The 20792-nt window shown below is 44.1% G+C and carries 16 protein-coding genes and 26 tRNA genes; 10 read left to right on the forward strand and 32 right to left on the reverse strand.

Translation table 11 applies throughout. The features are described 5' to 3' along the window. Positions 1-67 precede the first annotated feature (67 nt). Complete coding sequence (locus NSTC731_RS05350; protein ID WP_099102821.1) at positions 68-385, reverse strand: hypothetical protein; 318 nt, start codon at positions 383-385, stop codon at positions 68-70. 543 nt (positions 386-928) lie between these two features. Here NSTC731_RS05350 and NSTC731_RS05355 point away from each other — a divergent pair. Continuing rightward, a complete protein-coding gene (locus NSTC731_RS05355; protein ID WP_445629929.1) occupies positions 929-1750 on the forward strand; it encodes a hypothetical protein in 822 nt (273 codons plus the stop codon). A 132-nt stretch (positions 1751-1882) separates the two neighbouring features. On the opposite strand, the gene NSTC731_RS05360 is transcribed toward NSTC731_RS05355, so the two are convergent. From NSTC731_RS05360 to pds, 4 genes are all read right to left on the reverse strand, one after another. Further along, on the reverse strand, positions 1883-3205 hold the full coding sequence (locus NSTC731_RS05360) for an ABC transporter substrate-binding protein (protein WP_445629930.1): 1323 nt from the start codon (positions 3203-3205) through the stop codon (positions 1883-1885). Between the two features lie 193 nt (positions 3206-3398). Beyond that, positions 3399-3490: transfer RNA gene (locus NSTC731_RS05365), tRNA-Ser, on the reverse strand. A 204-nt stretch (positions 3491-3694) separates the two neighbouring features. Continuing rightward, entirely contained in the window at positions 3695-4627 is a 933-nt protein-coding gene (gene crtB / locus NSTC731_RS05370) for a 15-cis-phytoene synthase CrtB (RefSeq protein WP_322660204.1), read from the reverse strand. Continuing rightward, positions 4611-6050: a 15-cis-phytoene desaturase gene (gene pds / locus NSTC731_RS05375; protein WP_445629931.1), complete on the reverse strand. Its 1440-nt coding sequence runs from the start codon at positions 6048-6050 to the stop codon at positions 4611-4613. The genes crtB and pds overlap by 17 nt, the downstream gene beginning before the upstream one ends. Before the next feature lie 437 nt (positions 6051-6487). On the opposite strand from pds, the gene NSTC731_RS05380 reads away from it, so the two are divergent. Further along, positions 6488-7576 carry a glycoside hydrolase family 3 N-terminal domain-containing protein gene (locus NSTC731_RS05380; protein WP_445629932.1) on the forward strand — a complete coding sequence of 363 codons (1089 nt, stop codon included), beginning with the start codon at positions 6488-6490 and terminating at the stop codon, positions 7574-7576. A 117-nt stretch (positions 7577-7693) separates the two neighbouring features. Here NSTC731_RS05380 and NSTC731_RS05385 read toward each other — a convergent pair. The 24 genes from NSTC731_RS05385 to NSTC731_RS05500 form a co-directional block, all read right to left on the reverse strand. Further along, a tRNA-Lys gene (locus tag NSTC731_RS05385) sits at positions 7694-7764 on the reverse strand. Between the two features lie 137 nt (positions 7765-7901). Then, positions 7902-7984: transfer RNA gene (locus tag NSTC731_RS05390), tRNA-OTHER, on the reverse strand. A gap of 7 nt (positions 7985-7991) precedes the next feature. Next, positions 7992-8065, reverse strand: a tRNA-His gene (locus tag NSTC731_RS05395). Positions 8066-8074: 9 nt separating this feature from the next. Then, positions 8075-8148, reverse strand: a tRNA-Ala gene (locus NSTC731_RS05400). A gap of 84 nt (positions 8149-8232) precedes the next feature. Next, a tRNA-Arg gene (locus tag NSTC731_RS05405) sits at positions 8233-8306 on the reverse strand. A 6-nt stretch (positions 8307-8312) separates the two neighbouring features. Next, positions 8313-8388, reverse strand: a tRNA-Val gene (locus NSTC731_RS05410). 5 nt (positions 8389-8393) lie between these two features. Then, positions 8394-8465: transfer RNA gene (locus NSTC731_RS05415), tRNA-Gly, on the reverse strand. A gap of 10 nt (positions 8466-8475) precedes the next feature. Further along, positions 8476-8546: transfer RNA gene (locus tag NSTC731_RS05420), tRNA-Gly, on the reverse strand. Positions 8547-8630: 84 nt separating this feature from the next. After that, positions 8631-8703: transfer RNA gene (locus tag NSTC731_RS05425), tRNA-Pro, on the reverse strand. Position 8704: 1 nt separating this feature from the next. Beyond that, positions 8705-8782: transfer RNA gene (locus NSTC731_RS05430), tRNA-Leu, on the reverse strand. 6 nt (positions 8783-8788) lie between these two features. Next, positions 8789-8865 (reverse strand) — tRNA-Leu (locus NSTC731_RS05435). A 6-nt stretch (positions 8866-8871) separates the two neighbouring features. Next, positions 8872-8947, reverse strand: a tRNA-Gln gene (locus tag NSTC731_RS05440). A 3-nt stretch (positions 8948-8950) separates the two neighbouring features. Further along, positions 8951-9023: transfer RNA gene (locus NSTC731_RS05445), tRNA-Gln, on the reverse strand. A 5-nt stretch (positions 9024-9028) separates the two neighbouring features. Further along, positions 9029-9103 (reverse strand) — tRNA-Asn (locus NSTC731_RS05450). Positions 9104-9109: 6 nt separating this feature from the next. Beyond that, positions 9110-9184: transfer RNA gene (locus NSTC731_RS05455), tRNA-Phe, on the reverse strand. Between the two features lie 81 nt (positions 9185-9265). After that, positions 9266-9340: transfer RNA gene (locus tag NSTC731_RS05460), tRNA-Arg, on the reverse strand. A 4-nt stretch (positions 9341-9344) separates the two neighbouring features. Next, a tRNA-Ser gene (locus NSTC731_RS05465) sits at positions 9345-9434 on the reverse strand. A gap of 4 nt (positions 9435-9438) precedes the next feature. Continuing rightward, a tRNA-Tyr gene (locus NSTC731_RS05470) sits at positions 9439-9521 on the reverse strand. A gap of 7 nt (positions 9522-9528) precedes the next feature. Next, positions 9529-9600, reverse strand: a tRNA-Glu gene (locus tag NSTC731_RS05475). 9 nt (positions 9601-9609) lie between these two features. Then, positions 9610-9681: transfer RNA gene (locus tag NSTC731_RS05480), tRNA-Trp, on the reverse strand. A gap of 3 nt (positions 9682-9684) precedes the next feature. Continuing rightward, positions 9685-9760, reverse strand: a tRNA-Met gene (locus NSTC731_RS05485). Between the two features lie 4 nt (positions 9761-9764). Continuing rightward, positions 9765-9837, reverse strand: a tRNA-Cys gene (locus tag NSTC731_RS05490). Between the two features lie 3 nt (positions 9838-9840). Then, positions 9841-9917 (reverse strand) — tRNA-Glu (locus NSTC731_RS05495). 4 nt (positions 9918-9921) lie between these two features. Beyond that, positions 9922-9995, reverse strand: a tRNA-Asp gene (locus NSTC731_RS05500). Between the two features lie 187 nt (positions 9996-10182). Between NSTC731_RS05500 and NSTC731_RS05505 the strand changes: the two genes are divergently transcribed. Together NSTC731_RS05505 and NSTC731_RS05510 are read left to right on the forward strand one after the other, a co-directional pair. Continuing rightward, on the forward strand, positions 10183-10305 hold the full coding sequence (locus NSTC731_RS05505; protein ID WP_322678625.1) for a hypothetical protein: 123 nt from the start codon (positions 10183-10185) through the stop codon (positions 10303-10305). 200 nt (positions 10306-10505) lie between these two features. Further along, complete coding sequence (locus NSTC731_RS05510; protein ID WP_445629933.1) at positions 10506-11351, forward strand: polysaccharide deacetylase family protein; 846 nt, start codon at positions 10506-10508, stop codon at positions 11349-11351. A gap of 175 nt (positions 11352-11526) precedes the next feature. Here NSTC731_RS05510 and NSTC731_RS05515 read toward each other — a convergent pair whose 3' ends face one another. Beyond that, complete coding sequence (locus NSTC731_RS05515; RefSeq protein WP_445629934.1) at positions 11527-11916, reverse strand: alr0857 family protein; 390 nt, start codon at positions 11914-11916, stop codon at positions 11527-11529. Between the two features lie 16 nt (positions 11917-11932). Next, a complete protein-coding gene (locus tag NSTC731_RS05520) occupies positions 11933-12439 on the reverse strand; it encodes an HNH endonuclease (protein WP_445632024.1) in 507 nt (168 codons plus the stop codon). A gap of 437 nt (positions 12440-12876) precedes the next feature. Here NSTC731_RS05520 and NSTC731_RS05525 point away from each other — a divergent pair, with 437 nt between their 5' ends. From NSTC731_RS05525 to NSTC731_RS05535, 3 genes are all read left to right on the forward strand, one after another. Continuing rightward, complete coding sequence (locus NSTC731_RS05525) at positions 12877-13212, forward strand: hypothetical protein (protein WP_094347436.1); 336 nt, start codon at positions 12877-12879, stop codon at positions 13210-13212. A gap of 984 nt (positions 13213-14196) precedes the next feature. Continuing rightward, complete coding sequence (locus tag NSTC731_RS05530; RefSeq protein WP_445629935.1) at positions 14197-16215, forward strand: GAF domain-containing sensor histidine kinase; 2019 nt, start codon at positions 14197-14199, stop codon at positions 16213-16215. 8 nt (positions 16216-16223) lie between these two features. Then, positions 16224-16811: an SRPBCC family protein gene (locus NSTC731_RS05535; RefSeq protein ID WP_445629936.1), complete on the forward strand. Its 588-nt coding sequence runs from the start codon at positions 16224-16226 to the stop codon at positions 16809-16811. A gap of 93 nt (positions 16812-16904) precedes the next feature. Here NSTC731_RS05535 and NSTC731_RS05540 read toward each other — a convergent pair. Further along, positions 16905-16977: transfer RNA gene (locus NSTC731_RS05540), tRNA-Glu, on the reverse strand. Positions 16978-17303: 326 nt separating this feature from the next. Between NSTC731_RS05540 and NSTC731_RS05545 the strand changes: the two genes are divergently transcribed. The 3 genes from NSTC731_RS05545 to NSTC731_RS05555 all read left to right on the forward strand — a co-directional run bounded on the left by NSTC731_RS05545 (position 17304) and on the right by NSTC731_RS05555 (position 20786). Beyond that, positions 17304-19223 carry a cation:proton antiporter gene (locus NSTC731_RS05545; protein ID WP_445629937.1) on the forward strand — a complete coding sequence of 640 codons (1920 nt, stop codon included), beginning with the start codon at positions 17304-17306 and terminating at the stop codon, positions 19221-19223. Positions 19224-19656: 433 nt separating this feature from the next. Next, positions 19657-20223 (forward strand): hypothetical protein, encoded by a 567-nt coding sequence (locus tag NSTC731_RS05550; protein ID WP_445629938.1) that lies wholly within the window; start codon positions 19657-19659, stop codon positions 20221-20223. A gap of 146 nt (positions 20224-20369) precedes the next feature. Then, positions 20370-20786 carry a hypothetical protein gene (locus NSTC731_RS05555; RefSeq protein ID WP_445629939.1) on the forward strand — a complete coding sequence of 139 codons (417 nt, stop codon included), beginning with the start codon at positions 20370-20372 and terminating at the stop codon, positions 20784-20786. Positions 20787-20792 lie beyond the last annotated feature (6 nt).

Genomic DNA, 20792 nt, shown 5'->3' on the forward strand with positions numbered 1-20792 from the left:
GGTAGAGTGACTCATAACTCTTGTACAGACGCGATTAATCGCGTCTCTACTCATAACTCCTAACTCTTTAGCTAGTTGCTTGTACAGGTTGTTGCTGAGAGACATTACCTGGTATGGGTTCCATTTTGGTTCCTGGCCCTACAGGACTGACTTCAATATGATTTAACAAGGTAGTGACAAACGCGAACAACAAGAAAGGTAGCGATAGCAGAACAACGAGACCCGCTGTTGCTAATGCGTACACGGGACGCTTGGCACCCATCAACGCCAAGGCTGATGCCAAACTTAGGGTAATTGTAATCAACCAAACAATTATTTGACCGTAGATATCACCGAAAGTCAGGGTACAGACAAACCGGTACTTTTGAATATTATTTTCGCTCATCACATTTGCCTCAAGTCTCTCCTAATAGGTTCTACGTTAGAACTATGTTTGCCTTGTAGGCAATTTCTAAATATTTTTGAAAGCTTTGTAATATCACTTCACAATCTAACTACCTTTGGCAACAAAGCAGTTATACTAATAAACTTCTTTCGTTCATGGAATAGATGGCAATCGCGTTGGCGCAGCCCGCCGTAGGCATCGCCTCCTTAACAAACACTATCTTAATTTTAAGCAAAGAGACTATTTGTCATCTACCAAATTCAGGATATTTCAAATAAATATATCAATTCTATTTAATTTGTGAAAATTGCCACCCACAAATCCACGATTTTGTAAAAGTCGTTGGATATCTTGTTTTTCGCGAGTGATTCAGGATTACTATAAAATTTAATTTTTTGCTAATAAATATTAACTAGAGAAATCAAGTAAGGTCAGAATGCAAAAACCGATTTTTTGATGTTAAATTTTGAATATTGCCCGAATTTGTTGACTAAAATCAACAAAATCTTTGTTTTTCGCGGCAACATTGTTTTAGGAGTGAACGTGAATACTATTTTTCTTCGTAAAGGTGTTTTTTGGTTGCCAAGTTTAGCTACTCTTGCATTCGTGAGTAGCGGTTTATCTGTAAGCGCCCAGACAGTAAACAAGTTGAGCGATCGGGCATTAACTGAACCTTCCGCAACCATAGCGTCTCCCAAAGAGTTTAGCCAAAACCTCTCTACAGAAACAACTGAAACTTTTGCAGTCACAAATTTAACTCAGGTAGAGCAATCGCCTAACGCTGCCATACAAGAAAACGCCAGTGTAACACCCATACCTGTTCCAGGCACAGTGGCAACCTCATCTGCAACGCTAACCTCTGAACCTGTACAACCGACTTCTCAAACTCCTGCTCAACCATCTGCTACCAAAGTGGCGCAATCAGATATTGATTTAGGTAGAACTACCAATGGTGGTAGTAGCTATCTGGGCGTCGCTGCTAACATTGGTTTGAGTGGTGGTGACACGTCTTTGGGCGACGGTAACTTTGCGGTAGTTAGCAAAATCGGACTGACAAATTCTATATCAATACGACCCTCAGCCGTATTTGGAGATAACACCACAGTTCTACTTCCGATCACCTACGATTTTACCTTTAAACCAGCAGATGCTTTTAGCGAACCATTAGCGATCGCACCTTACGTCGGAGTGGGTGCAGCTTACAAAACTGGTGATGATTCGCAATTTGCCTTTTTGGTGTCTGGTGGGATAGATGTGCCTCTAACTTCTCAATTTACGGCAACAGCTGCTATCAATGCCGGATTCTTCGATCAAACTGATGTGGGCTTGTTATTAGGAGTTGGTTACAACTTCAGTGGGCTTTAAAAGTTAAGAGTTAGGAGTTATGAGTTAGAAGTTAAGAGTTCGTAATGTTTCACTTATAACTCATAACTCTTCACTCCTAACTCCTAATTCTTAATTCATAATTCATAACTCTTCACTCTTCACTCCTAATTTCTACTTAGGGGTAACTTTGTCAATCACCTTGATTGTGCCATCGTCTCCTACTGTCCAAACATCGTATACACCGACGACATCGCCGTTAGCATCAACATCTACGTTGCCGCTAGCTCCTTGGTAGTTAATCTTTTTACCATCTTTAAGTAACTTCAATCCCTCGCAGACATCAGTAACTTCTGTGCCAGGGCCATCAGCAACTTCCCGGATTTTGCTGGCTATACCAACGCCTGTATTTTCCTTAGCAGCTTGCGCCGCTAATGTTAATAAAGCAGCTGCATCCCAAGCTTGAGGAGCGTATTCCCCTGGCGCACCACCTTTTTTATCCTTCCACAGCTTGTTGAAAGCTTCTAATGCTTTACCATCGGAACCCGGTACTGTACCGATCGCTCCTGTTAAAATATATTTACCATCACCGCCTTTGCCAACTTGTTCGGGAAAAGTAGGTGATTTTACCCCATCTGTCAGCAGAATCTGTACTCCCTTGGCCACACCTTGTTGATAAGCGGCTTTCAGGAACAGACTACCAGTTTCCGCATACATTACAGCCAAGACTGCATCTGGCTTCCCAGCAAAAGCAGCAGACGCTTCTGTATCAAATGTCTGGGCTTTCGGGTCGTAGCGGACAGGCTTATCTTTATTAACTATAGTTCCACCCAATTTTTCAAAAGTTTGCACAAATGCTTTTTCAAAGCCTACGCCATAATCGTTATTAATCACGACTGTAGAAACTCGCTTGAAACCTTTTTTGTTAGCAAGTTGGGCTAAGGCTAGTGCTTGATAGGTATCGGGGGGAGCAGTACGCGCCCAAAAGCCTTTAAAGTCGCCTTTTTGTGCCTTTTCGGTAAACACGGTACTGGTACTACCAGGGGAAACCAGCATGACTTTATTCGGTGTGGCAATGGAGACTGCTGCACTAGAAACGCTACTGGCAAAGGAACCAACTACACCTGCTACTTTATCTAAAGTTGCTAGTTTGGTCATACCGGCAGCTCCAGCTTTCGGGTCGGTTTGGTCATCTACTTGCACCAAAGTAACAGGTTCGCCATTTACCCCACCGCAAGCGTTGACCGTATCGACCAGTAAAGGGATGGAACCTAGCATTTGCTGTCCTACAGAAGCCAAGTCGCCTGTCGTCGGTAACAGAGAACCAATTTTTAGCCCTTTAGCACTGCTTGTAGTAGTTGAGTTTGCTGCTGTGGTAGCGGTAGTTGCGTTGTTAGCTGTGCCATTGGGCGTACTGCTATCACCACAAGCTCCAACTAGAAACCCAGTTGCTAGGGTAGCTATACTTAAAGTTAAGGCGGCACTAAATTTTTTCATAAATTGCTTATACTCCTCAGATATCTAGGAAGCCTAAAACTTAAGAGTCAAACTAGGTTTCTAACTAGCTGGATCTTAGCAAGACTCCAAAGCATAAATCATATCATCCATCTTTGGGAGTAGAAGTGTTTACGTCTGGATTGGTATTTATTTTTAAACACGGAGTTTATTCCGTGTATCAAAACTTGAAAAACGGAGAGGGAGGGATTCGAACCCTCGGTACGGAGTTGCCTGCCGTACAACAGATTAGCAATCTGCCGCTTTCGACCACTCAGCCACCTCTCCATGACTCACGAATATCAATGTTACCAGACTTGCCATTAAGAGTCAATAGTCATTTGTCATTGGTGAGCCAGTGCGGTCTTGGGGGTTTCCCCCATGAGCAACTGGCGTTAGCGCAGCGCTAGCGACGCAGGAGCGTCACCCGAAGGGTCATTAGTCATTTATAAAACTCTAAGGACTAAGGACTAGGGACAAATGACTAATTTTTTAAAGGACTTGCGATCGCATCCAAGCTATGGGCAAGGTGCGTAACTTTTTCCACTGGGGAACGAAAGCCCGCTGACTGAATACATCGTAATCGTTGCGTTCAATCGCCTCCAAAATTTGACCGTACAGCATTGATGCTGCCCATACAGGCCAACGGGCATCGGATGCTAAATAAGTAATTCCCTGGTCGGATGTGGTGTAAAATTGGCGGGCGCGGTCAATTTGAAAGCGCATCAATGCCCGCCAACGATCGTCTACCACACCTTTGAAGAAGTCTTGCTCGGTATAGTTAAATTTTGCCAAGTCTTCCAGGGGAATGTAGATCCGTCCCCGTTTGGCATCTTCTCCCACATCCCGCAAGATGTTGGTGAGTTGATTGGCAATTCCGAGAGCGATCGCTTCTTCTATGGGAACATAAGGTTGTTTGTTCTGTTGCCACGGTGCTGCATATATGGTGTTATCCACACCCATAACGGATGTTGACATTAAGCCAACAGTGCCAGCAACGCGGTAACAGTAGAGGTATAAATCCTCAAAGGTTTCATAACGACTACGATATAAGTCCATGCGCTGACCGGCAATCATATCCCGAAATGGTTGAATGTCCATCGGAAAGCGCTGGAGGGTATCAACTAAAGCTACATCGTAATTTTCTAATGGACGCCCCGCAAAAATCGATTCCAGCTGCTGTTCCCATAGGTCTAGGGTTTCTGGCGTGGTAATAGCAGATGCGGGACCATCCACCAATTCATCTGTACGGCGACACCAAGCGTATATTGACCAAATAGATTGACGTTTTACCGGACTCATCAGCAAAGTACCCAGGTAAAAGGTCTTGGCATACTTTGCTGTGAGATGCCGACAAAGTTTGTATGACTCGTCTACAGAGACCAGCGTTTTCATGCGCGGCGGGGAATCAGGCAGTTGCAGCATTCGTTGCGGGCGGTCGGGTGAGCGTTTGCAGGTTTGAGGAATTTGCTACCGGGAGGGCCTCAGAAATCGCCTGCGCTGTCAGCTTACCAGAAAGTACGGCACCTTCCATACTGGCTAAGTAGCGTTGCATGGTGTAATCCCCGCTAAGATAGAAATTACTAATGGGAGTTGTTTGCGAGGGACGGTACTGTTGACGACCAGGGGTCGCTTTGTAAACTGAACGGGGCGTTTTCACCACATGAGATTTCAGCAATGTTGCTGGATTGTCTCCCCCAAAGTGGTCGGGGAAGAGTTTTTCTAACTCGGCAATAGTTGCAGCCACAATCTCCTCATCGGATTTGGCAATCCAATCTTTTGCCGGGGCTAGAACTAATTCCAGCATCGAGCGATCGGGGTTGGCGTATTCACGGCAGGTATTGCTCATATCAGCATAAACGCTTAGGAGGGGCGATCGCGAGAATAGCAAGTGATCAATTTGCGTAAGTTTACGATCGAACCACAAATGCACGTTAATTACAGGTACGCCCTCCAACCCATCTAGCTTTTGGAAAAACTCCATTTCTTTCCAAGGTGCTGGCAAAATCACCTTCAGAGGATCAACTGGTATAGCCGATACATACAAATCCGCCGTGAAAACTTCATCTTCATTTCCATTCAACCCCCGCATCAAGTAACCTTTGACGCTACCATCGGCGTTTAGCAAAATCTCTTTTAAAGGGGCATTCAAGCGGACTTCTCCACCGCGTTCGGTGATGTAATCTACTATCGGCTGACACAATCGTTCTGTTGGCGAACCATCCAGAAAGGCCATTTTCGAGCCTTTTTTTTCTTGGAGGAAACGATTGAGGGCAGTTAAAAGAATGGTTGCTGAAATTTCATCTGGCCCAATGAAATTCAGCGACTTGGCCATGGCAATAAAAACTTCTTTATTGACCCGTTCTGGAATTTTGTGTTTACGCAGCCAATCTGTCCAGGAATATTTGTCCATTTCTTCAACGTACTTTTGCCCCTGAATCATGGCCGGCAATAATCCGATCCCAAAGCGGATTTTTTCTGGCCATGTCAGCATGTCGTTGTTTCGCAGAATTGCCACTATACCATTAATTGGTGCCGGCAAATCTGGGAAATCAAAGCGACTGTAAGTACCTGGTGCATCCGGCTGGTTGAAGATCATTGTGTGTTCTTTCCACTGCAATCGATCTTCAATGTCTAGTTCTTTGAATAACTGCAACATATTGGGATATGCGCCAAAAAAGATGTGCAGACCTGTTTCGTACCAGTCTCCGTCAGCATCTTTCCACGCGGCCACTTTACCGCCTAGAACGTCTCGACGTTCCAAGACAATGGGTGTGTGACCTGCGTCTGTAAGATATTTCGCGCAGGAAAGTCCTGCTAGTCCCGCTCCCGCGATCGCTACTCGCATGTAACCCTACTGCTCTTCAATATTTCTTAACCGTTTTATCGTTTTCATTATACGTTGCAATCCGTTACATTTGGCAGTTGTTGTGCGATCGCTTCCCCAAAAAACTTTTGCCAAAGGGAATTTTACCTACGCGCACCTGCCCAAACAAATTGCCAATACCATTGTTGGCAATAGCTTTGCGGCACGCACTTTATCTATATTTACATGCAAGTGATTTAGGGAAACAAAAGTATTTCCTTTGACTGAAAATAGCTAATTTTAAAAGTTGTCTTAAAGTAGTTGATTTCTTGGCTAATTTGTGTATTTGCTATCAGGAAATATCTGGGGCATTACTTAAAAGAAAACTTTCCTCTCCCTATAAGGGTGTAGGATAAATGTTTATGTCCTCTAGGTTGAACAACCAAGTTGTTTACCGCACAACTTATAGGTAAAAGATTATGGGTGTATCGCAGGAGCTAAGGCGTTTTGGACATCACTTAATTTTAGGTATTTCCGGCACGACATTAAGCGATGACGATAAACGCGCACTCAATGAATTAAAACCGATTGGGGCGATCTTTTTTGCTAAAAACTTTTTGGATGGCACCCCGTATCAGCTTTGGCTGGAAAGCTTCAAGGATTTAAACAGGCAGATACGAGAATATACTGAACGTGATTCCATGTTCCTCACTCTCGATCATGAAGGAGGGCGTGTAATTCGTACACCACTGCCAATTACCCGCTTTCCTCACGCTTATTTGCTGCGATCGCACGCTTACGAAGTAGCAAAAGCCACAGCAGTAGAACTAAAATCATTGGGAATCAATTTATCTTGGGCACCTGTAGCAGATATTTTTTCTCATCCCGACAACCCCGTGATTGGGCCGCGCGCCTTTGGTAACACTCCCGAAACTGCCACTCAAGGTGCTCGTGACTATTATCTTGGACTTCGAGATTCAGGAATTTTGGGATGCGCTAAACACTTTCCTGGGCATGGAGACACCAGCAAGGACTCTCACATTGAGCTACCAATACTGAATTTAACTCTAGAAGACCTGCGACTTCGAGAACTTATACCCTTCAGAGCTTTAATCGAAGTACAGATTCCTTTGATTATGACTGTCCATATCTTATTTCCCAAAATAGATCCTGATGTGCCAGGAACGCTTTCTCAGACTATCCTCAAAACCATACTTAGAGACGAACTTGGCTTTGAGGGAGTAGTTGTATCTGATGATTTGGATATGAAAGCGATTTCAGATATGTTTATGAAGGCTGGTACTGTAGCGCGGTCATTTAATGCAGGCTGCGACTTGTTTATTGTGTCTCGTAATATTAATTCATCATCTATTGAAAGAACTTATCGGATTGCTGAAGATTTTGCTGATTCGCTCAGTAACGGTAGCTTAGATGAAGCAGTCGTAGAAGCAGCTAGAGAAAGAATAGAGAAACTACTGGCAGTAACACCGCAATATCCTATACATGCTTTGGATAAAGATGTATTATTGCAACATGCTCAACTAGCGATCGCTGGTTGCTATTCATAACCCAACGCGCATTCAAGTTGCATATTAGCTAATAGCTAGAATGGCATTCCGTAATTTTGAATTTTGAGTCGCACCTTTGGTGCGCTAGAAGCGCAACTTGAATTTTGAATTGTTTAGTGGGTGGTATAGGGGTCGAACCTATTTCTGCGGGTTAAAAGCCCGCTGCACAGCCGGTATGCCAACCACCCTAGTTAATTTAAATAAGAAATGAGTTGGTGCGATTTGTAATACCAACATTTAGATATAAATCCACCAGGGAGGTACTGCCCCTCCTATTTCTGTGTTATCAGCACAGCGCCTCGCTTTTCGGCTCCAGGTGGATAGGTGGAAGATGGAGGAATCGAACCCCTACAGTTGCCCATACCCTGGTTTTCAAGACCAGTTGCCGTCCATTCAGCGGCATCTTCCATTCAGGGGTGCCTGACGGGGCTTGAACCCGCTATGACTGGTTCCACAAACCAGCGCATCGACCACTTTGGCTTCAGACACCATCATCAGTGGAATCAATGGGAATTGAACCCATAACCTCCTGCTTGCAAGGCAGGCGCTCTAGCCATTTGAGCTATGACCCCATCAAATAAGTAAAAAGAGCAAAGTAAAAACTAAAAAGAAAGAAAAATATTAAATTCATTCTTTTGACTTTTGACTTGTTAAGGCGGGAGTGGTAGGACTCGAACCCACAACTTTCGAGGTAGAAGCTCGAAGCTCTATTCCATTGAGCTACACTCCCAACATTTGGTAGTCCTGGCAGGATTTGAACCTGCAACCTCTTGCTTGTAAGGCACTTGCTCTACCGTTGAAGCTACAGGACTACGCAAGCGAGTGGAGGGACTTGAACCCACGCACTGAGTATGGCGTACTCAGATGCTACCGATTACATCACACCCGCAAATTTTTAAAGCGGATAACGAGACTTGAACTCGTGCCTAGAGTTTGGAAGACTCAGATGCTACCGTTACACCATATCCGCATTCTGGAGCTGGTAACAGGAATTGAACCTGCAAAATCTGGACTCTGATTCCAGCACGTATACCAGTTCCGTCACAGGGGTATATCGGGATGGCAGGATTTGAACCTGCGACTCCATGCTCCCAAAGCATGGCTTCTGGCCACTGAATTACATCCCGTTGGTACTCCTGGTGGGAGTCGAACCCACAACTAAACAGATTTTAAGTCTGCCACCTCTTCCAATTGGGCTACAGGAGCAAGTTTTGGTACTCTTGGTGGGAATTGAACCCACAACATACCGTTTTTGAGACGGCAGCCTCTTCCAGTTGGGCTACAAGAGCAAAGTTTGGCAGCCCCACCAGGGGTCGAACCTGGAATCTTCGCCTTCAAAGGGCGCTATGTTGCCAATTACACCACAGGGCTTTATTGCCAGGGCAGGGTTTGAACCTGCAACCTCATCGTTCAGAGCGATGCGACTTACCAATTCGTCCACCCGGCAATGAATGGCTGCCTCAGTAGGACTCGAACCTACAACCGCGCGGTTAACAGCCGCTTGCTCTACCATTGAGCTATGAGGCAACGAAGCCCCCCAGGTCGGAATCGAACCGACGACCTCCTGTTCTTCAGACAGGCGCTAACTACCAACTGAGCTACCGGGGGATAAGGAGGAGAGATGGGTTTTACCCAGTGGACTGGTTTAATTCAACTCGAATCAGCCACTCCATCATCTCTCCCATGTAACGAGAGTGGAGGGATTTGAACCCTCACGTCTTCAGTTTCGTAGACTGAGATGTTATCCAGTTACACCACACTCTCAAAACGGAGAGAACAGGATTTGAACCTGCGACGGATATTAACTACCCGTTTCCTCTTAGCAGGAGGACGCTTTCAGCCACTCAGCCACCTCTCCACAGTGGGTCGAGCAGGATTTGAACCTGCGTGCAAAAAAGAACAGTTTTACAGACTGTCGCCTTCAACCAGACTCGGCCACCGACCCAAAATGATTCCCCTGACGGGACTTGAACCCGCAATTTCTGCTTTGAAAGAACAGCGACTTAACCATTCGTCCACAGGGGCATGATTGACGCAGGGACTAGGATTTGAACCCAGAACATCGGATTTGGAGTCACGAGGTGTTGCCGTTACACCATCCCTGCATTTGGTGGCAGCAGCGGGATTTGCACCCGCATATACCAGGGTATGAACCTGGGGCTTTGCTGATTAAGCTACGCTGCGACAGAGGTCAAGGCGGGATTTGAACCCGCGCTAATTGGTTTTGCAGACCAACGCCTTACCAACTTGGCTACCTGACCATTTGGGAGTCCCGACGAGATTCGCACTCGCAATCTTCAGCTTGAGAAACTGACGGCTTAAACTATTCGCCTACAGGACTGCAACCAGGGTGACGGGACTTGAACCCGCAACATTTCCGCAGACAACGGAACGCTCTAGCCAGTTGAGCTACACCCCGATTTTTGAGAATCTGTGCCTAAAATTTTAGGTTTTTAAACACAAATTTTGTTGGTGAACTTGCCCATTTATTATTTAGTTTTCAAGGTTCAGAAAAATTACTTTTTACTGTTAGAAACTGTTAAGAAAACAACCGAAACTCTAGGTAGCAAGCCTGTTGTGTATTACGGATGTATTCAGTGGTTTTGATGAGTGCAAACTTAGAACTTTTTTCGTTTATTGCCTCTACTACCGATGGTTTGCAAGTAGGAGCAGTTTTGTTGACTGGGGACTCTGGTTTATTCCAACGCCTGTCCTTTAGTTGGATGTAGAACATAAATTTGACTCTTGAGAAGCTTTGTCTTTCGCCTCACTACAAATATACTACAAAATACTACAAAAGGTGTCAAGGGGTTTTAGAAAGTTTTTTTGAAATTGTCTATACAAGCTGCTGCACTTATATTTGAGCTTGCTAAACTCTCTGAAAAATCAAACTACAGCTTATGATTGTGTGAATCTTTAAAAGCCTGACGTGACAGATAACTCCTTTAAGCGACAACAGATAATTAGTATCGTCGCGATCGCCTCTAGTGTTACAGCTTGTAGTATTGCTCCAGGTATCTCCCCACAATCGGGATTGAACCAGCCAATAAGCAAAATCCATACTGCACTTCAAGATCCAGCAAAGGGCCAAATTAATGCCCATCTACCGCCATCAGTCAAAGTAGAAAACCCTACCTTTACAGTCCCAGATAAATTTCAGGGAAAAACAGTTTATAAGGTACAACCCAATAACAACGAAAAGGTTATTGCTCTCAGCATTGATGATGGGCCCTGGCCAAAAACAACCCTAGAAATGCTGGATATCTTGAAGCAAAATGATGTTAAAGCAACATTCTTTTGGGTAGGACAAGCTTTAGAAGCAAATCCAGACTTAGCCAAGCGTGAAGTAGCCGAGGGACACGCCATTGGCAACCATACTTGGCATCATTGGTATCGGCGAATGGATGAAGCCACAGCCAAGAGTGAAATCGATCGCACAGCCGATCTGATATACAAAATTACAGGAGTCAAAACTTCTCTGTTTCGTCCTCCTGGAGGCTTTTTAAATAACGGACTAGCCGCTTACGCCAAAAGCCGGAAAGATGCTGTAATTATGTGGTCGCTAACTTCAGCTGATACCGATCCTCACGCCAAACCGCAGGCATTTGTAAATAATGTCCTGAAAGGCGCGAAACCTGGTTTCATTGTTTTAATGCATGATGGTGGTGGCGATCGCCACAGAACTGTAGAAGCTTTGCCACAAATCATCAACGGACTCAAACAGCAAGGCTACCGATTTGTGACAATCCCTGAACTACTCAAAATGGCGCAATAAAGGGTGAGATATTCTCCTCACCTGATTTTAGATTTTAAATTTGGGATTTTGGATTGAGTAATCCAAAATCCCAAAATGTTTGTTCTCGCAGCGTCTCCAAGAGTTACCCCCGAATTTCAACGTGAGAACAAATCTAAAATCCAAAATTCAAAATTGAGTCACCCGACTATTTCGTTTATTCACTCATGACAGAGGCACAAGATTGAGCTTCTTGCCAAAGTTTGTGCAAAAAGAACTCAGCGCGATCGCTCATCGTGGTAACAAACACACCAACAGAATCCTTAGAACTAACTGATAGCCAAGAACCCCGCAGGGTGACTTCCATATATTCGGCATCGCACGCACACAGAGCAATGATTTCTCTGTCATCTCTTTTTACCTCAGACCTCAGTACTTCTACTCCTGGCAAATCAACAGGAAGCAAAAAGGAAGCGGTACTCGGTTCAATGCACAAACTTTGCCCAACTCGCAGGGCTAAAATCACTCGTTGCGCTACCCATTCTTCTAGCGACAGAGTGATACATTCTAAATCAAAACTGCTTTCAGTGTAAGTTAATTTCAGCATTCCTTATGCTCTCCTGTTATTCCAGGTTTGCTTGCATATCTATCCAAAACTGTTCAGCAAAAGAAATCGCGGGGTGGATTGGCGCTTTTGGTTTGGTACGCAGTTGCATACCAGCTTCAAACAGAGTGCGATCGCCTTTACGGGAGTTACATCTTTCACAAGCTGTGACTACGTTATCCCAAGTGTGAGAACCGCCTTTAGAACGCGGCATCACATGATCTAGCGTTAGATGTTTGCCACTACCGCAATATTGGCAACTGTGATGGTCTCGCCGCAACACTTCCCGCCGATTAACTGGCGGAATTTTCCACATCCGCTCATTAGAAGTGATTGTCAAGCGAATGTGTTTTGGTACATCAATTACCAAATTGGGTGAGTGAACTTGCCAGCCGCCTTCTGTGGTAAAACCCAGCGGTTGCGCCTTGTTCGTTACTAACAGCACAATCGCCCGCTTGATATTGACCCGACATAGTGGCAAGTAATTTTGAGAAAACACCACCACAGATTGCTCTAACACTTGCATTGCGTTCGCGCCGCGCATGGAAGATATCGTCACAGCTTAACTCCTTATAAAAAAACCCCCGCTTCAAGTTTTCGGTGAAGCGGGGGTTAGAATTGACCGGAAAATTTTCTGGTCTCATATCGGTACAGGATTGGTTTGCCTGTACCCCCCGCTTTTTTGATTTAGTTGTGGTTTTGCAATTAGTGCACTAATGGCTACATACTTATAATCATCATTACCTTCTGTGATTTGCCTATGATTTTGGCTACCATCGCCCATAAATAAATACTCCACTTCCATAGCAGCTGATTCCCAATTGGTTCGGCAATTGGTAGGGCACAAAATTGAAGTAGAGATGGGGTAAATAGATTTCACAGAAAATTTCACCTATTGAACATTCCTTTAAACATACTACACTTGTATTACTATCCTGTCTATACCTTCAAGGAGAAAAACTGATGCATACGATCGCTCGCACTCCAACCACCGATATGGAAGTTACCAGCATTCGTCTAGAGCGGGAGCTCAAAGATAAGCTCAAAGAAATAGCTGGAAATCAGGGATATCAAGCTCTAATCCGAGATATCCTTTGGAATTATGTCCAGCAAAAATCAGGTGAGTGGAAACCTCGATTTTCGCGATCCGACATTCGAGCTAGCATAGCTGCCACAGCTCAACAAGAAGAACGCTGTGTGCTTACAGGTCAACTAATTCAACCCCAAGAACCGATGTTGTTAGGACTAACGAGGAATGGCGATATGGTTCCTCTGAGTGTCGAGAGCTTGGCTGGATAAACTTCGTCTATTTTGAAACCTGGTGTAGGGAGGGCATCTAGCTCGCCCTACCAGCAGGGAGTACAAAATGCTCTTACTACTTTAAAAAATATACTTCTGAAAATAGATGTGGTTTTTTTTTATATTCAAACGAATGCAGCCTAGTTATTTTTACTAATAACTGGGCTGCATTCACAATTTAGCTAGAACTGCCGCAAGCCCTAGTGAACAAGAATTTATTTAAATTTAAGCTCTACTCCCAATACTTGTCGGGTTTTGGAAAAGGGGAAAGAAAAAACCTTTAACCTAAACCCAGTAACCTTTTCCCCCAAATCCAATTCCGAGTTAAAAATCCAAAACCCGAGCAGTATTGGCTCTACTCCAAATTTCTGCCATAGGTTGGAAACAAGACGTTTACGAACTCGCTACCATAGTTACGCTATCAATGTAGATCGGGTCTGAACACAAGTGCGTCTCGTTGATGCAGCCTCTCCTAGACAAGAGAAGCCTACACTGCAAGAACAACCTCCTCGTGTTTCCTTTACTTTTGTTGATATTTTACTGAGAGTTACGGAGATCGAGGAGTAGCTTGTTAAACCTACTAGTTTTTTCAATAAATGTAATAAAGCTTTATAAAGCAAGTTACGTAATTTTACGCGCTCAAAAGGGGAATTTTGCTGTGATTCCAGAGAAATTACGGTTTATGTATACTTACAGACAGGATAAAGTTAATAAATTATTTCAAGACAGTGCAGTTAAAAATAAGCTAACTTAAGCATTTATAGGATATTTTGAGTATTTTATTACTTATGTCCCAATGTAGCAATTTGCTTGATGTAGTGGAAATTTGGCCATCTGATATAGAAAAGGGCTATAACAGGTGAGAGAAAGTATTCACACAAAATTTGTCAATTATCAGGGTGTAGCAACACAACTAACGGTGAAGAATATGCCAAGAGGTTGGGTGCAAGAACAATGGGGTTACTATCCGAGGGCGTGCCAAAAATGAAAAAGCCTTTATCATCGCCGCCACATTACGTAGATGACATAGATCGACTACAACCTTACCAAGTCAAGCTGATGCAGCATCAGGAAGAACCTGCCCGCGAATTGGTACAAAAGATTAACCAAATCATTGCTAATGGCTCTGCTACGGCTTTGATGCTGCAAGAGATTGCCCAATTGCTAGGAGTTGCGTTTCAAGTAGATTGCTGCTGCTTAGTTTCAGTGGCAGATGAGACATCAGACGAAGCAACTACTACTAATTGGTGTGCTGATGAGTTTCTAGGGTTGCCACACCCAGAAGAAATGTTTTCGATGGAACAGTTGCTTATGCACTCGCCAGTGTTACAATGTGCTGCCCAACCATTGACTATTGAAGACATTTCCATCATTCAGAATAGTCTGGTAATTGGGTGTCAATATTTACCACTACCGATAAAAGCGGTTTTGGCAATTCCCACTCGCTTTGGTGGCAATAATAATGGAGTGATTAATCTGATTAAATTCCAACCTTATGAATGGAGTGAATCAGAAAAACAATTGCTCAAAGAAGTGGAGTCGGCTTGCGCGATCGCTTTTTCTGGAGTGGCACAAGCTCAACAAATTACTCATCAAGAGCAGTCCCTGCAAAAAAGTAAGCACCATCAAAGCTTGATCAAACAATTAACCATATTGAGTCGTAGCAACTTGGAGCTGAATCAAATGCTTCAGTTAGTTATCGCCTCGACAGCCGAATCTCTACAGGCAGATCGGGGTTTGCTCATCTTACTAAAATATACAGATCCGCTATTTAAGACTCAAGCTAAAAAACAAATCCCCAAAGCGAAAGCTAGTGTAATCGCCCAATGGGCTAGAGAAACACAAAATTCTGGCACTAGTAAACTAGACACCTTAGCTGAGTCTTTCTTGATTTCAGACTGTGGTTTATGCCAACGTGCCTTCATGGATTCTGGAAAACCAGTAATCTTTGATGACTATACAGATCAAAACGATACCTTGACCTCTGCTCCATTATTTGCGATAGAGAAATTGCCTGCGGTACTTTTAGTGCCATTGGAAAGTCAAGGTAAAATTTTAGGATTCGTGGTGCTACAGCAAGCTGTGATTCGCAATTGGCAACCAGAAGAATTAAATCTTGTGGAAATGGTTTGCGCTCAAGTGAGTAACGCCATAATTCAGTCACAGACATTGCGCCAAGTGCAAATGTTGGTAGATGAACGGACGGCGAAACTCCAAAGTAGTCTAGAACTCCAAGCGAAATTGCATGAAAGAACCCGGCAGTATGTCGAACAGCTGCGGAAACTTAATGAACTCAAAGATGAATTTTTGAGTAACATGAGCGATCGCCTACGCTATCCTTTGACAAATATGCTGATGTCAATCAAAAACTTGCGGTTGCCAGGAATAGCACCAGAACGTCAGGGTAGATATCTAGATATTCTTGAGCAAGAATGTTCAAAAGAAATCAACTTGATTAATGACTTGTTGACACTCCAAAAGCTAGAGTCGCCTCACGAAGCCCCGCAATTAGAATCTATAGATTTAAATACTAGAATTCAGGATATAGCAGCATCTTTCGAGAAAAAACTTGGCGAAAAAGGATTAAAAATTTCTATAGATTTGCCAGAAGAATCGCTGAAACTGCAAACTGAACTGGAGAGCTTTGACCGCATCCTGCAAGAATTATTAACCAATGCCTGTAAATACTCAGAGCCTGATACAATAGTGCGCCTTGAAGCGGCTCACCGAGTCGAGCAGCAAATCGATCGAGTTATCATAAAGGTGACGAATACAGGACGTGCCATCTCTGAAGAAGAAGCGACCTACATCTTTGATAAGTTCCGTCGTGGAAAAGGGCGCTGGACTCCAGGGACTGGCTTGGGACTTGCTTTAGTCAAGTCTTTAGTGCAGCATCTGAATGGAGCGATCGCTGTTGAAAGTCTGCCAATTTCGGATTCTGAACAGAGTGAAATTTGCTTCACCTTGACTCTGCCCCAATTTTCTGACGAAAGCAAACCATAATTCTCAAAGTGACTAAAAAACAGAACACAACAGAGAACCCTGACTTGCAATCTTCCACTGACATCACCAACCTAGAAGAAGATTTGCTTGCTCAGGTAGAAGTTCAAATTGAGAAAATAGCAGAGCGACAGCGGCAAATCAGTGCTAAAGTCCAAATTCCCCATCCAGTGGAGCAAATCTGGAAGGTTCTGACAAATTATGAAGCCTTACCAGACTTCCTCCCCAACCTTGCTAAGAGTTGTCTAATCGAGCATCCCGATGGTGGAATTCGACTGGAGCAAATAGGCTCCCAACGCTTACTGAATTTCAACTTTTGTGCGCGGGTAGTTCTAGATTTGGAAGAATGCTTCCCTAAAGCTATTAATTTCCGCATGGTAGAGGGAGATTTTAAAGGCTTTTCTGGTAGCTGGTGCTTAGAGCCTTATGCTTTCGGTGAGTCTTTCGGAACAAATCTGTCCTACACAATTCAAGTTTGGCCTAAACTCACTATGCCAGTGGGAATTATTGAAAATCGTCTGAGCAAAGATTTGCGGTTAAATCTTCTGGCTATTCACCAACGTGTAGAAGAACTAGCCAGCAAAGAACCGTATACATAACAACAACCAACCATCATTCAGATGTATTTCTGAATGATGGTTTTTATTGCTACATTTCAAATAAAAAAGCTTTTGCTTTTTATTGTTTTTAAGTACCCCCAGGGGAATTCGAATCCCCGTTACCTCCGTGAAAGGGAGGTGTCCTAGGCCTCTAGACGATGGGGGCATCGGACTCAGACCTTTTATAAGTTAACCAATTTCCTTGCCGTTGTCAACAGGTTTTGCCAAAAAAAGTTTGTGGCAGCTAAACTGGGTGGAAGCAAAAGCTTGAAGAAGATACAAAGATATGGAGACACATAAAAAAGTCTGTAGATGCTTTTGTAGTCAGCCGCAAGGTGCGTCAGCCTTGGGCGCTGGGAATTTTGAAGTATACACATATCTAAAAAACGCTGAAGACAGCAAGGAACAAAGGGTATGATGTTGTACCCTGTAGAGTTGATATCTACGGTTTTTTACAAAAGATTTTGAAATAAATCGCTCAAAATCTACAATATGGAAGCATCTTTTGAAATCACCATACAGATGGCGATCGCCGTCTTTGCAGGCATTAGCGCCCAAGTGCTGGCTGCATACCTTCGTGTACCCAGCATCGTCTTGTTATTGCTGTTGGGCATTTTGTTTGGCTCCGATGGTATAGGGCTATTGCATCCCCATTCGCTAGGCACTGGACTGGAAGTTATAGTCGCCCTCGCAACGGCAATTATTTTGTTTGAAGGTGGACTTAACTTGGATCTGCGTGAGTTAGGTAGAGTTTCTGTCAGCTTACAATTGCTCGTCACTCAAGGAACGCTAATTACCCTACTTGGCGGGAGTATGGCTGCTCACTGGCTGGGTGAATTTCCCTGGAACATAGCCTTTCTCTATGCTTCCATAGTCGTGGTGACAGGCCCAACCGTCGTTGGCCCATTGCTCAAACAAATCAATGTAGATCGACAAGTGGCAACACTTTTGGAAGGAGAAGGAGTTTTAATTGACCCTGTAGGGGCTATCCTCGCCTTCGTTGTCCTTGATACGATTTTGAACGGCGATGCTGACCCGCTCAATGCGATCGTCGGCTTACTGATGCGCCTGGGTGTGGGAGCAGCAATTGGTGGTGCTGGCGGTTATCTGATGAGTTTGATTTTTAAACGCGCCACCTTTCTGTCATTTGAGCTAAAAAACTTAGTGGTGTTAGCGATACTTTGGAGCTTGTTTACCTTATCGCAGATGATCCGCAGTGAATCGGGAGTCATGACAACAGTAGTTGCAGGGGCAGTCTTTGCTAACTCCTCAGTCCCGGAAGAACGTCTGTTACGCAGCTTTAAGGGTCAGCTGACAATTCTCAGCGTCTCGGTGCTATTTATCTTATTAGCTGCTGACCTATCCATTGCCAGTGTGTTTGCTTTGGGTTGGGGTAGTTTATTCACCGTTTTGGTACTAATGTTTGTCGTTCGCCCGATCAATATCCTCTTGTGTACCTGGAACAGTGACCTCAACTGGCGACAAAAACTGTTTTTAAGCTGGGTTGCTCCGAGAGGAATTGTTGCTGCCTCTGTAGCTTCTTTTTTTGCGATTTCGTTGACACAGCGAGGCATTAACGGCGGTGATTCCATCAAAGCTTTAGTTTTCCTAACAATTATCATGACTGTTGTCTGCCAGGGGCTAACAGCTGGCTGGGTTGCTAAATGGCTGCAAATCACCTCTAAGGACGTAACTGGGGCAGTGATTGTGGGTTGTAATCCCTTGAGTCTTGTGATTGCTCGTTTCTTTCAAGAACGGGGAGAAAACGTGGTGATGATTGATACCGATCCCGATTGTCTTGTGCAAGCCGAGGCGCAAAATCTCCGGGTAATTGCCAGCAGTGCGCTAGATGCTGCGGTTTTAGAAGAGGCCGGACTTGCCTCTATAGGTACTTTTTTGGCGATGACAAGTAATGGCGAGGTGAATTTTGTTTTGGCTCAAAGAGCAGCTGAGGAGTTTAAACCTCCGCGCGTCTTAGCTGTTTTTCCCCGCGATCCGCAAGCGAGTACCTCGACTAGTAATAAAGTTAATCAAGCTTTTATTCCAGACTTAGCAATTAAAACTTGGAATGAATATTTGAACGATGGGCGAGTGAAGTTGGGGACAACTACGCTAGATGAGTTGGAATTCTCGACTCAATGCGATCGCATCCAAGAAAAGATTCGGACTGGATTTTTGATACCCTTATTGCTAGAACGAGCAGAACGCTTACAGGTAATGCCAGCGAACCAAGATTGGGAAATTGGCGATCGCATTATTTATCTGTTACATGACCCCAGACCTAGCCTTTTAAAACGCTTATCTGGTGCCACCCAATCCACTCCCCTCTCTTTAGAAAAGTTACCAGAGGTTGAAGACCTATCCCTGGCCCAATTATCTCAACTTTCTACTAGTGAGGCTTCTGGAGGATGAGGGGATTGGGGAAGAGAGGCAGGGGAGCAGAGGAGCAGGGGGAAGAGGGGCAGAGGAGCAGGGAGAAGATGCTGTAGTTTCCCAGCAATAGAGGGTTCCAGAACAAATAAATTTATTTCTGCTTAATGTTAAATATTTATTTCGAGATGCATCGCACAAGAAATAATGCGTCTTAAATCAAGCGCCTAAATTTATTTATGGGCTTTTCTTCCTGCCCCCTCTACCGTGTATACACAAGTCGGATGTAAAGTAGGTGCAGAGGATTTTTGAGAAGCAAAAACATGGATAATCCAATCTTAATTCACGCTGCGATGATACCAGCAAAGGCATTTGGAGACGCTCGGTTGATAAAAAGGGGGCAGCATTATATGAAGCGATACAAAAACACCAATCGATAAAGATCCGGCAAATAAGTCGAAATTGGGCAGAACAGATGGGTTATTATCGGTTTTTGGAGAATGAAAATATCACAGTATCAGAACTAGTACGTAGGATTGCGGTTGATTGCCAGCTTCGTGTAGCAGAAAAGCACGTATTAGCGATAAGTGATAGTAGCGAAATCAACTTGCAGTCTCATTTAGGTAGGCTGTCACCAGCAGGATTAGGAGTAGTAGGAAACAACACAGATGTAGGGTTTTATATTCATCCAACACTGGTATTGGATGGTGAGAGTGGATTTACTTTGGGATTAAGCACCATACAATTGTGCAGCCGAGATATTGACCATGCAGATAAATATGAACGGGGCTATAAAAATTTACCAATTGAGGAGAAAGAATCCTACAAATGGTTAGCATCGGCATCGGAGAGCCAGAAATGCTTTGAAGCGGGTAGGGCAAAGATGGGAACTCACATTGGCGATCGCGAATCCGATCTATTTGAGGAATTTGCCACTGTACCCAACAAAAACAATCATTTACTGATCCGCGCTTGCCAAGACCGTCGATTGTTAGGGCGATCTCAATCACTGTTCGATTACTTAAGGGGAGCAACCATGTGAAGGTACTTATATCATTAACATACCTACAGACTCACGTCGAAAGCGAATGCCAAGAGAAGCAATGCTTATTGTTCGTTGTGGACAAGTTGAGATTCAACGCCCAGATAAATTAAGCGTTTTTGGCTATCCCACTAGCGTAACCCAAGTTGGCTGTTGAAGCTTTGGAAGTCCAACCACCCGCAGGACAAGAACCGATTCATTGGCGGTTACTAACCACACACGAAGTTGTTTGCTTAGAACAGGCACTGCGAGTGATTCAATGGTACGGGTGGCGATGGAAGATTGAACAACTCTTTGCCACCCTCAAAACAGCAGGATTAAATTTAGAAGCTACTCAGTTAGAGTCTGCGATCGCTATTCGACGCCTGACAATCTTGGCTTTGTCCGTAGCTGTCCGAACCTTACAAATGGTTGAAGGGCGCGACAATACTCAGCTTTCGGCTGCGCTTACCTTTTGTGAAAAGCAGCAACAATGCTTAGGAGTAATTCAATCTTCTGTTGAAGGTGATAGCGAAAAACTGCAAAATCCTTATCCCCTGGGTTGTTTACCCTGGGCTACTTGATTAGGA

The sequence above is a fragment of the Nostoc sp. DSM 114167 genome, assembly GCF_052692655.1.